Raw genomic sequence first — 11,312 nt, 5'->3', positions numbered from 1 at the left:
GGTTCAAATCCTGCCCCCGCAACCAAATCTAACAAACATATCAAATAGATAGAACCCGACCTAAACAGTCGGGTTTTGGTTTGTCCAAAACAACTCAACGCCACCTCAACGTTTGACGAGTCCCTCAGCAAAAGCGGGGGCTTCTTGCGTTTCGGCGATTAGCCGTCGCTATGGGCAGCTCGGCCATGATCAGAAACGACTGAGGAAAGATCCACTCGAAGCCCGTCACTGCCGAATGAGGCTAGACCCCTTCTCGCCGATCATGACGGCTGTGGCATTGGTGTTGGCGCTCACCATCGAGGGCATTACCGACGCGTCACAGACCCTGAGTCCCTCGATCCCGTGGACACGAAGATCAGGTCCAACGACGGCACGCGCGTCAGTGCCCATTCGGCACGTGCTAGTGGGATGCCAAATGGTCAAGGCGCTGCGACGGACCCGCAGTTCAAGGGCAGCATTATCCATATCCCCCGGATCAGCGCGTCCCAGGCGCACTTCATCGAACGGTCCAGCATTGAGAATGTCCATCCGCCGCCGCACCCCTTCCACTGTAAGCTGCAGGTCGCGGGGTTCGGCGAAGTAGTTTGGGTCAATCAGGGGGTGGTCCAGCGGATCAGCGGACGCTAGCGTCACCGACCCCCGGCTCTGCGGCCGACTGACCCAGCCGCCAAGATAGACGCGAGTAAGGTCCATCTGGCCATCCGAGCGGTAGAATTCCGATAGGCTTGGCATAAACACCGCCTCGAAGTCCGGGTCCAGGTCACTCGCGTCGAGCCTGAGGAAAGCGCCCGCGTCGAGATGATGCGTGGCAAGTTGGCCTCCGCCTGACCTCTCAAACTCTGCCAGCGCACCTTCAAAGTCGGTGGCTTGCCCGCCCAAGTCCATCGGTTCCTTCAAGATCGCACTGACCGACCCGCCACCGATGTGATCCTGAAGGTCCTGACCGACGCCTGGAAGGTCCGCGATCACCGGAATTCCATGAACCGCAAGATGCGCAGCGGGACCAATGCCGGAAAGCATAAGAAGGTGAGGCGATCCGATCGCTCCGGCAGCCAAGATCACCTCGCTGTCGGCCTCGATCCGCGTGATCTGTCCCTCCGCAAAGACTTCGACGCCGCGCGCCCGTTCCCGCTCGATGAGAAGCCGGAAGACGAACGCGTTGCGGAGCAGCGTGAAGTTCGCACGATCCCGGATAGGGTCGATGAAGGCTTCCTTGCTCCCGCACCGTCGACCGTTCTTCAGCGTCGCCTGAAAATAACCACAGCCCTCCTGGGCCGCTCCGTTGAAGTCCGGGTTGTAAGGAATGCCGATCGATTGCGCCGCCTCCAGGAACAGCTCGCAAAGAGAATGGCGATGCCTGTTGGTTTCTACGCCCATCGGCCCATCCGTCCCGTGGTAGTCGTCCGCAAACGTCTTGTTCCCCTCGGAGCGGCGGAAGAAAGGCAGGACGTCATCGTATCCCCAACCCGGGTTGCCCATCGCCTCCCAGCGGTCGTAGTCGGCACGGTTGCCTCGGACATACATCATCAGGTTCAGCACGCTGGAGCCGCCGACAGCGCGACCCCGCGCATAGGGGATCCGCCGCCCGAAGAGCTGCTTTTGCGGGGTGGTCGTGTAGGCCCAGTCGAGTTTGGACCCCTGAAGATAGACGGCGGCACCGGGAATGGTCGCGAGGTTCGTGTCAGGCTCGCCGCCAGCCTCAATCAGAAGCACGCGGCAAGAGGGATCAGCAGTGAGCCGATTGGCGAGGACGCATCCCGACGAACCTGCCCCGATGATGATGTAATCGAATTTCACGGCGACACCTCCGGAAGTAGGGGACGCATGCACGTGAGAGTGCCACGATAAGTCGACAAAAGCCATGATCAAGCGGTCTTGATATGATGGGTCATTGAGGTGCCCCTAGTTTCTGAGGTGCCCCGACCTGGGAGGTGGGCTGACAAGCCGGGAGTAAACCTGCAAGATACCAGCAATCCGCAGATCAGCTTCGAAGCCCCATTGCCCAGTTCCGCACCCACAACCGTTTTGCGAAGGCCCAGCCTTCCCGTCACCGAGCCGATCGTGCCGTTGCCGTCGGAATCGTTTGTCTGGCGCTGCGATGACTATCCCTTGTCCTGGACAGTCTGGAACACCCACAAGGAATGCGAGATTCATCTGATCCGCAACGCCGAAGGCACCTGCTATGTCGGCGACCACATCGGATATTTCTCGCCGGGCGATCTGTTCCTTGTTGGGGCGGAACTGCCGCACAACTGGATGACGCCGCTGCCGGAGGGTCAGGTCATCTTGAACCGGGATGTTGTCCTTCAGTTCGATGAGGATCGGCTGAAGTCGGCCAGTTCGGCCATTCCCGAAATGGCGCAGCTTGATCGGTTGCTGATGCTGGCCCGGCGCGGGATGGTCTTTCACGGCGCAGCCCGGAGCGGTGGCGCTGCCATGCTGGAGGGCGTGGGGCAGTGCAGCGGGCTGCAGCGTTTTGCCAAGCTGTTGGAATTGTTGCACCTGCTTGCGCGGACTAAAGAGTACACGCTGCTGTCGTCAGCGGGCTTCAGCCCAAAACTGGATGACCGATCCAGCGGGATCCTTGCCGAAGTGTTCCGCTACCTGTCCGGCAATCTGGGGCAGGAACTCAGGCTCTCCGTCGTGGCCGATCTTGCCGGAATGACCGAGTCCTCGTTTTCGCGCTTCTTCAAGGACAAGACGGGCAATACCTTCACCCGCCACCTGACAGCGCTGCGAACCGGAAAGGCTTGCGAGTTGCTCGCCCGAACCAATCTGCCGATAACCGAGATCTGTGGTGAGGTCGGGTATGAGAACCTCTCCAACTTCAACCGTGCCTTTCGCGAGGTGAGGGGGATGACGCCGTCGCAGTATCGCAAACTGGCGCGGGCCTGAGGATCGGGAAAGCCTGACAAAATATCATCAGTTTTGTGCATCCCCTGCGCTATCGAATCCGACCCGCGGTCAGGTACGTTCCTTCATGACGGCAAGCAATGGGGGGAAGCAGGATGCTACGGTTCAATGCTCATCACGCAAACAGCGTCGCGGCCAACCAGCCACCGATACTATTCTTGCACGATGATGCTTGCGACGCTGCCGTGGTCCATGCTTTCGATGGCTTCGGCCTGCACAGAGTGCGGGCAGAAGATCGAAGGGGTCTGACCGCCTGGCGGGAGCTTGAAGCGGAATACAACTCCTCCTGCATCGGGCTGATCGCAACGAGTTCGGGCGCAGCATTCCAGATCCTGTCGCAGGGGATCGCCGGTGCGCCCTTGCCTGGAGCGATAGCCCTTCTGGGGTGGAACGCCCGCGATCTTGCCGCGCTGCCGGGTGGGATGGACGCATTGAGTGGCAGCTTCCCGCGCAATGCTGCGTCGCCCTTGTTCGAATGGCCCGAGCTGCGTGTGATCCTGCGCTGTGACAGCCCCGATCTTGGCCCCAGCGCCCGCATCGTGCGCAGCCTGCGTGCCCGGAACATACCGATCGCACTCGAGGTGGTGTCAGACTTGCCCGAGATCGTCGAAGAGCTGGACCGGTTTTTTGCGGCCCATCTGACCCCCGTCTTTCCAAAGATGAACTGACCAACTGCGAAGTCAGCAGACCAACGCCCCCGGAGGAGCAACAATCATGCATGTCGACAAGAGACTTGAGGGCAAGACGGCCCTGATCACGGGTGCTGCGCGCGGCATCGGGTTTGAATTCGCCAAAGCCTATCTGGCCGAAGGCGCGCGGGTGGCAATCGCCGACATCAACATCGCACGGGCCAATGAAGCTGCAGCACAGCTTGGCGCGGGTGCCTTTGCCATAGAGATGGATGTCACCAGGCAGGAGAGCATCGACGCCGCCGTCGACGAGGCGGTTCGGGTGCTGGGCGGAATCGACATACTGATCAACAACGCGGCGCTCTTCACTGCGGCACCCATTGTCGAAATCACGCGTCAAGATTACGACCGGACCTTCGCGGTCAACGTCGCGGGCACGCTGTTCACAATGCAGGCGGTCGCCAAGCACATGATCGCACGCGGCCAAGGTGGCAAGATCATCAACATGGCAAGCCAGGCCGGGCGGCGTGGCGAGGGCCTGGTCGCGGTCTATTGTGCCACCAAGGCGGCGGTGATCTCGTTGACCCAAAGCGCCGGGCTGAACCTGATCGCGCACGGCATCAATGTGAACGCCATCGCGCCGGGCGTGGTCGATGGCGAACACTGGGACGGGGTCGATGCGTTCTTTGCGAAGTACGAGAACAAGGCACCGGGTCAGAAGAAGAAGGAAGTCGGCGAGTCTGTCCCCTTTGGGCGCATGGGAAGGGCCGACGATCTGACTGGCATGGCCATCTTCCTTGCGACCAAGGAAGCCGACTACATCGTGTCGCAATGCTTCAACATCGACGGCGGACAGTGGATGAGCTGACGCGCCGAACCTGTCTTCAGCTTCAAGACCGGTCGATCAGGTTGCCGAGAAGCGGGTGCTTGCGATCAGATGGATGACGATGGTTGTCAGACGATCTCGATCAGCACGCGCCCGCCCTCGACCCTCACAGGATAAGTCTTGAGGTCAATGCAAGCCGGAGCGCGCAGCACTTCGCCCGAACGATAATCGAACGCGGCGTTGTGTTTGGGGCACTCGATCTCGTAGTCGACGACGAGGCCGTCGGCGAGATGAACCTTTTCGTGGCTGCAGAGGCCATCAGTGCAGAAGTATTCATCATCAGGGCTGCGATAGATTGCAAAGGTGCGACCATCGTGATCGTGCCGGATCACGTCTTCCTGATCAACTTCCTCGGCGGCGCAAGCATCAATCCAGGGCATTGGCCCCTCCTTCATTCTGAGTGTCGGGTTGTTGTTGGTCAGGGTGCAGTTCGACGGGCACGGCAAAAACCTCAGTTGTCATTGCCAAGCCATTCACGAAACTCGGCGATGACGTCGGCCTCGGCCGTGACCAGGTGTGGGGATGACGGAAACTCGCCGCCGTGAACGTCGTTAGCGAAGGCGCGCATCGCGCCCACCCGCATGTTCTGCAGCCGATCAAACTCCGAAGCGAAATCGGCATAGACCTTAGCGTGCCGTGGAATGCGTCCGCGGTTCTGGCCAAGCACGTCGTCCGAGAACAGATACTGTGCGTTGCCGGAAGCCCCACCGCCCATCGACAGCAGAAAAAGCGACGTGCGCTCGGCAATCGCTGCCGCTATCGCGTCTGGAACCACCTCTATCTCTGCGGCAAAGGCGCCTGCGTCTTCCAGTTCCCGGCATTGGTCCCAGATCCGCTTTGCTCCATCAAGCGTTTTTCCGACGGCCTTTGCGCCACCTGTCCAAGTCCATTTTGGCGGCACCAGGCCGACATGGCCGCAGGCGGGAACACCGTGTTCAGCCAGCAGCTTGATCGATTGAAGGCTGCCGCCGCAGTAGACAGCGTCAGCCCCGTGCGCCACGAGCGGCATCGCCCATTTCAGGAATTCGTCCGGGCCGCCGATATTCCACCAATGGTCGCCGGGGAACACGAAGGCAGTCGGACAGAGCTTGCGGAAACGCTGGTCCATCATCATGGCCGGTGGGATCGACAGCAGTTCCACGCCCGCCGCCTCGGCTGCTGCCGCCTCGTCCAGCGTCTCGATCCGCAGCATGGCATATTTGTGCTTGTCACGGTTGGTCCGCAGGCTGGCCACCGTATGTTTGGTCGACGTCTGAAAGCTCATCTGATTGAGGCCCTGTTTCTGAATCGGAAGGGGGACGAAGAGGGATGGCGCAATTTCACTGTGGCGGAGTTGCGGACGTCTTCCTGTTCAGTCGCTCACGCTTCTTGCGGAACCGGTCCTGCATCAGCTTCTCGCTCTCCGGGGATCCGTCGTGCCAAGTGCCGAACCACTTGTCCCAAGGCAGAACGCCGTCGTCGCAGTAGTTCACCTCGAAGTGCTTGTGGTGCAGATAGTGCGCATAGGCGTGGCTATCGATGGCGGTGTCGGGTGTCACTTCCAGCTTGTCGAAGCCGATGTGCCCCACGACGGCTCCGAAGCCTGCCAGATTCCATTGGAACACCACGAGGAACGGGTTGGAGAATAGGGCAAACTGCCAGAACACCGAGGCGAAATAGAGGAAACCCTCGACGGGGTGCATGGAAAGCGAGGACCACGGCGACGGGTTGACCGAGTTATGGTGAACCGAATGAACCAATCTGTAGATCGGAGGCCAATGGATTGCGCGGTGGATAAAAAAGAAATGGGCCTCATGGATGATCGGCGACATCAATACGAGCGTGGTGAACCAAACCGGGTGATCTGCCAACGCTATCATCGGCACGGCACCGCTGGCAAATGCCCACAGCGCAATGACTTCGACGGCCGTCCCGATAGGGACGCTGATCAGGATGCTGCGGATGAAGTTGTCGATGTTCTGGCTCTTGAACCAGAAGACGTCCGACGGCTGTTCTGACGGGAACTTCCCGTTGTACTTGAAACGCCTGTCTTGTGCTTGCCGCTTATAGAAGCGCCATTCGAAGATCCCGTAGAACAGGATGATCGCGACCCAGTTGGCGACCAGAAGACGGACGATCCAGCCCGCCGACAGCGTTTTCATGGTCTCGACATCGGGCAACACCAGGAACCACCAGACAAGCGCGCTGGCGAAAAAGAGGAGGTTCCACCCGAAGAGGTAGCTCAGGAGCCACGAAAGGATCTTCCCTCCGCTGAATGGTAGCCGCCAGAAGGGGGCGACGTTCAACGACTGGTGCGGTTGCCAGTCACCACGCTTGTTTCGTGTCCCATACTCGAGATCGTCCATTTTTTTGCCTCCCAGGCAGCGCTGAAGATTGCCGTGCGCCGGATGACAAAGATCATTCCACGTTGACCTATTCGAGTTCAAGAAATAAGGTCCATAAGGGTTCAATATGGCTCATTGGGTTCAATCACTTCAACGCCATGATCCAGAAGGACCATGCCCGGTTGCTCTTTTGAGCCATTCTGATCCGCCAGAGGTGTTTGCATGGGACGTCCAACGATCAACGACCTCGCCACGGCGGCTGGTCTATCGACATCGACGGTGAAAAGGGTCTTGCACGGCGGCGGTGTGGTCCGGTCCGAGACCATGAGTCGTGTCCTGGCTGCGGCCGAGGAAATAGGTTTCTACGGGGTGGGTTCGCTGCGGGGGCGCATCGCTTCGTCAAAGCCGCGCCACAAGTTCGGCTTGGTGATGCAACAGCCCAACCAAGTGTTCGGAAAGGCGGTCGCCGCTGGTCTGGAAGCCGCCGCGCGGGCAGTTCCAGACAGGGACATCCAGCTATCAATCGATCTCATCAGCGACCTCTCTCCGGAATTTGTTGCAGCCCGGATCATGGAGATGGGCTCGGATGTGGAGGCGATGGCAGTTGTGGCAGCTGAGCATCCGATTGTCACCGAAGCGATCAACCAGTTTTCCGAACGTGGAGGGAAAGTTCTGGCGTTCATCTCGCCACTTTCTGCGCCCTCTCTCATCGGCTATGTCGGGCTGGACGGCTGGAAGGTCGGACGAACATCCGCATGGGCCTTTCGCACGGCATGTCGACAGCCTGGAAAGATCGGGATTCTTGTTGGAACGCACCGCTACAGATGCCACGAACTGAATGAAGCGGGGTTCCGGTCCTATTTTCGCGAACATGTGCAGGACTTTGCGCTGCTTGAAGCAGTCTCGACATTCGAGGCTGACGGGATCGCCCGCGAAGTGACCGAACGGCTGCTTCGAGAGCACGAAGACCTTCAGGGCATCTATGTATCTGGCGGCGGGATGGCGGGAGTTCTGGGTGCGGTCCGCGATGCAGGGAAAAGCGAACAGGTCGTCATCGTAGGGTATGATCTTTCCGACGTAACCAGAACAGGACTGCTCGACGGGTCGATCAATCTTGTGATTTCCCACCCTTTTGAAAAGCTTGGCCAAGAAGCGATTGCCGCCATGATCCGTGCAGGTCAGTCCGGTCCGATGGCAGGTCTCCAGACAATTCATGTTCAATTTGACATCTACACACCGGAAAACCTCTGACGGAAGACAACGCAAGTGTGCCGACTGTTCGACGGGCCGATGTCGCGCTTGCGGCCCACGGCCAAGGCTGCCTTCACTGTGTTCGTGGCCTGACCCCCGATTGAACTGAGGGTCAGGACCGCCTGGTCGAAGGTCAACTTGATCGCCGTTCCCGCTTGTCCGCAACAGACCAGATCACCGAACCGATGGTCAGCAAGGCACCGATCACCGGCTCGATGTCGGATGCCTGAATGTAGCCCTTGGCGACCAGCGCGGTGCCCGCAACGGTCAAAATCTGGCGCACAAGAGCCATGATGGCAGGTTTCAACATGGGGAGTTCTCCTCTTCAGGCTTCGTTTGTGGTGGACAGGAATTCGCCGGGCTTCATCGTCGGAAGACGCAGGAGGCGGGGCGGGACGGTCGTGGGCCAGCGCGCGCCGAGAAGGCGCGACTTCGCGATGCGGGCGATGGTGACGGCGTCAGACTGGTTGCCCCCGAGGACGTAGAAATGCGTATCATCCTGACCCATGCCGAAGCCGACATGGCCTCCGGAGCCGCGTTCAAAGATCAGCACCGCGCCACAGATTGGGGTCACGTTCTGGCCGAACATCAGCCAGTTGCGCGCCCAGTAGGGATTGCTGCCCAACGCACCGAGAAGTGGCTCATCGGGCAGGGCCATGCGGATGCAGGTCTCGACGAAGTCGCCGCACCACGGGTTTTTCGACGGATCCCCGAGGCTGCGTCCATCGCGCTTCAGCCAATCCATCAACCATGACCGATCTCGCGCCTCATGGCGGCCCAGCGCGGCCTTGGCTTCGATGACCCATGGCAGCGGGCCGGGAGGCACCAAGGATGCCGCGCGACCGTTGGCCGCCAGCATTGATTTCATCGCGCGGGCAGTGCGTACACCCCACAGGCCATCTATGGCGCCGGGCGAGTGGCCGAGCTTTTCCAGCGCGTTCTGGATATCGAGGATCGGCTCTCGCGTACTGTTTGTCATTTCAAGGCTCCTTTTGCCCGGCGTCGGGCATGAAAAAACCCGCCTCGCGGGCGGGTGGGGTGGGTCGACTTGGTGGTGTGGTGATCGTCAGTCGATGCGGCCGCGCTGGAAGGCCTCGAACATCAGATCCCGCATGGCGCGGATATCGGTTTCAATGCGCTCCAGCCGGTCGGCATCAGCCTTGCGGTCGTCGGCACGCATTCGGTCAATCCGCTCGCGCTCAAGGCTGAGTTCGCGGTCGAGCCGCTCCAGCATGGCCTCATTGGTGAATGCCTTCCTCGTGACCGAGGCGGCGATGGCAAGACTGCCGCCAATCAGTGCGGTGATGGCGGCGGTCAGGCCGTGATCGCGGAAGGCCTGCGTGGCGGCCTCAAAAAGGGTGGGTTCGTCGGTCATCTGGGGGGCCTTCAATAGTCGGTTTCGATGTAGAGACCGGAGCAGTCATAGGCGACGGCTGCGGCGGTGGTGCCGGTGTTGAGATAAAGACGGGGCGACAGGAACTGTGTATTGGCAGGCAGATCGGCGGTGATCTCCTGTTCAAAGACCGCACCGGTGACCTCGTTCACGGCACGCACCCAGACCGAGCTGCCATTCGGCGGGGCCCCGATGAATAGGGTCACAACCCCGCCGGTGGTGATGGCGAACGCCGCGCCCATGTCTGTGAGGGTGGGCGCGCCGGTGCCATCGTTGGCGACCAGCTGCCAGTTGGCATGAGTGCCGCGCTGGAACCCGATCCCGATGCAGTTCACCACGGTGGCCAGCGTCAGTGTCGTGGCCAGCGCAGCGGTGGAACCATAGAGGCCGAAGAAGCCCATTCCGGTCGCTTGCAGCGTGGTAAGTGAAAGCCGCGTGACGAAGGTCCATCCACCAAGCCCCGCCGCATTGCCACGCCAGCAAGCCCAGCCAGCCGAGCGTTGTTCGGCAACTGAATCCACCACAGCAGCCGAAGTCAGACGCCAGCGCCGCATGCTGGCGGCGAGGTTTGTCGCGGCCAGCGTCGGATGCGAGACGGTGCCGACGTTTGTGATCGGCAGACCCTCAGTGGTGATCGTGGTCGTGATCGACGGTGACCAGTTGGCAATCCGGTTCACCCCGAAATGCGGCTGCAGCGGGAAATCCCGGCCCGAGGGGCGCATGACATCAATCCACGGCGCACCCGCGCGGGTGCGGGCATAGACGGCGGCCTTTCCAGCGGGCGGCGGCGATGGTGCGGTGCTGAGCCCCGGCAAGATGGTGGGCTGCGGCAGTTCCACCTGACCGCTTGTCCGGTCGATCCTGATTGCCTCATAGAACGTCGACCCATCCGGGCTGACCTTGAAGCTGAAGTCGTCATTGCCGAGAAGCCCGATCAGCGCCCGGGCCGAAAACCCGGTCTTGAAGGCGAGGGCGGCATCGTTTGCGGCCGCCGCCTTGTTCACCGTCGCTTCGATCCCGGCACCGGCGTTGTTCAAGAGCACGGCAGGGGTGTTCATGGAGAGGCGATTGTAGCTGTCCGCCGTCGCACCACCGAGGCCGAGCAACTGCGCGGTCAGGGTGGCCTGCGGCATACCGACCTGCGTCACGGCATTGGCGAAGGTGACCGTCGGCGTATTCACGACCGTGGTGCCACCCGCCCCAGCTGTGGCCGACCCGATGTTGACGACCGTGGTCGACCCGGATGCGCCGCCAGTGCCAAGGTTCAGGGTCTTGGCCGCGCCCGTGGTCGTGGCCCCTGTGCCCATTCCGTAAGTGGCGGTCGTCGTCGCCGTGCCGATGGTTGCCGCAGCCGCCGAAACTGTGACGGTGCCCGAGGCGGTGACGGTACCGGAGAAGGTCTTGTTACCGCTGAAGGTCTGCGTGCCTGCAAGGATCGCCAACTCGCTGGAGGTGTTCGGCAGCGTGAAAGTGCGGGTTGTGCCGGTCGCGATCCCCGACAGCGAAAACAACGCCTTCTTGGTCGGGTCGGCGTCGTTCACCAGGCTGAATACGGAGTCAGACACATCAACGAGTTCGCCAACCAAATCCCATGCCGACCCATTCCAGACAACAAAGGCCGCTTCAGCCGCGATCCACGCCAGCCAGCCCGGGCGTGGCACCAGCCGCATCCAGACGCCATCGACCCAAAAGGCGACGTTCAAATCCCATCCCGACCAAAGGCCAGTGGCACCGGATGCCGCGATATGCCGGTCGCCATCGGTCGGGCTGACGGGTGGCGTCGTGCGCGTGCGGTCCAGCACCGACAGCTGAACCATCGCATCCAGCAGGCGCAGCGCCTCATTGTGGGTGACATGCTTCTGGGCCTGCGATGCCAGTATGTAGGGCAGCAGGAGGTGGGTGGTGATGTCGGACAT

Annotated in this window: 12 protein-coding genes; 4 read left to right on the top strand and 8 right to left on the bottom strand. The window is 60.9% G+C overall.

Features of this window, described 5'->3' with window-relative positions:
• Positions 1-225: 225 nt before the first annotated feature.
• A complete protein-coding gene (locus HS053_RS19140) occupies positions 226-1,797 on the bottom strand; it encodes a GMC family oxidoreductase N-terminal domain-containing protein (RefSeq protein WP_174212853.1) in 1,572 nt (523 codons plus the stop codon).
• Between the two features lie 312 nt (positions 1,798-2,109).
• Here HS053_RS19140 and HS053_RS19135 point away from each other — a divergent pair, with 312 nt between their 5' ends.
• From HS053_RS19135 to HS053_RS19125, 3 genes are all read left to right on the top strand, one after another.
• Positions 2,110-2,895: an AraC family transcriptional regulator gene (locus HS053_RS19135; RefSeq protein WP_206677637.1), complete on the top strand. Its 786-nt coding sequence runs from the start codon at positions 2,110-2,112 to the stop codon at positions 2,893-2,895.
• A gap of 203 nt (positions 2,896-3,098) precedes the next feature.
• Positions 3,099-3,581, top strand: a complete 483-nt coding sequence (locus tag HS053_RS19130; protein WP_174212852.1) for a hypothetical protein — start codon at positions 3,099-3,101, stop codon at positions 3,579-3,581.
• Positions 3,582-3,627: 46 nt separating this feature from the next.
• On the top strand, positions 3,628-4,410 hold the full coding sequence (locus HS053_RS19125; RefSeq protein WP_174212851.1) for an L-iditol 2-dehydrogenase: 783 nt from the start codon (positions 3,628-3,630) through the stop codon (positions 4,408-4,410).
• An 86-nt stretch (positions 4,411-4,496) separates the two neighbouring features.
• On the opposite strand, the gene HS053_RS19120 is transcribed toward HS053_RS19125, so the two are convergent.
• The 3 genes from HS053_RS19120 to HS053_RS19110 all read right to left on the bottom strand — a co-directional run bounded on the left by HS053_RS19120 (position 4,497) and on the right by HS053_RS19110 (position 6,773).
• Positions 4,497-4,808, bottom strand: a complete 312-nt coding sequence (locus HS053_RS19120; RefSeq protein ID WP_174212850.1) for a MocE family 2Fe-2S type ferredoxin — start codon at positions 4,806-4,808, stop codon at positions 4,497-4,499.
• A gap of 71 nt (positions 4,809-4,879) precedes the next feature.
• The gene (locus tag HS053_RS19115; protein ID WP_174212849.1) at positions 4,880-5,692 is read right to left on the bottom strand and encodes a 3-methyl-2-oxobutanoate hydroxymethyltransferase; all 813 of its coding nucleotides are present in this window, start codon (positions 5,690-5,692) and stop codon (positions 4,880-4,882) included.
• 55 nt (positions 5,693-5,747) lie between these two features.
• Positions 5,748-6,773 (bottom strand): sterol desaturase family protein, encoded by a 1,026-nt coding sequence (locus HS053_RS19110; protein WP_174212848.1) that lies wholly within the window; start codon positions 6,771-6,773, stop codon positions 5,748-5,750.
• Positions 6,774-6,974: 201 nt separating this feature from the next.
• On the opposite strand from HS053_RS19110, the gene HS053_RS19105 reads away from it, so the two are divergent.
• Positions 6,975-8,003, top strand: a complete 1,029-nt coding sequence (locus HS053_RS19105) for a LacI family DNA-binding transcriptional regulator (RefSeq protein ID WP_174212847.1) — start codon at positions 6,975-6,977, stop codon at positions 8,001-8,003.
• 133 nt (positions 8,004-8,136) lie between these two features.
• On the opposite strand, the gene HS053_RS19100 is transcribed toward HS053_RS19105, so the two are convergent.
• The 4 genes from HS053_RS19100 to HS053_RS19085 all read right to left on the bottom strand — a co-directional run bounded on the left by HS053_RS19100 (position 8,137) and on the right by HS053_RS19085 (position 11,312).
• Positions 8,137-8,313 carry a Pam3-gp28 family putative phage holin gene (locus HS053_RS19100; RefSeq protein ID WP_174212846.1) on the bottom strand — a complete coding sequence of 59 codons (177 nt, stop codon included), beginning with the start codon at positions 8,311-8,313 and terminating at the stop codon, positions 8,137-8,139.
• Between the two features lie 15 nt (positions 8,314-8,328).
• Entirely contained in the window at positions 8,329-8,982 is a 654-nt protein-coding gene (locus HS053_RS19095; RefSeq protein ID WP_174212845.1) for a TIGR02594 family protein, read from the bottom strand.
• An 87-nt stretch (positions 8,983-9,069) separates the two neighbouring features.
• Complete coding sequence (locus HS053_RS19090; RefSeq protein ID WP_174212844.1) at positions 9,070-9,378, bottom strand: hypothetical protein; 309 nt, start codon at positions 9,376-9,378, stop codon at positions 9,070-9,072.
• A gap of 11 nt (positions 9,379-9,389) precedes the next feature.
• The gene (locus tag HS053_RS19085) at positions 9,390-11,312 is read right to left on the bottom strand and encodes a DUF2793 domain-containing protein (RefSeq protein WP_174212843.1); all 1,923 of its coding nucleotides are present in this window, start codon (positions 11,310-11,312) and stop codon (positions 9,390-9,392) included.

It is taken from the genome of Tabrizicola fusiformis, assembly GCF_013328815.1.
GTDB lineage: Bacteria > Pseudomonadota > Alphaproteobacteria > Rhodobacterales > Rhodobacteraceae > Fuscibacter.
The sequence above is the reverse complement of the archived record's forward strand: the minus strand, read 5'-3'. Positions and strand labels throughout refer to the sequence as shown.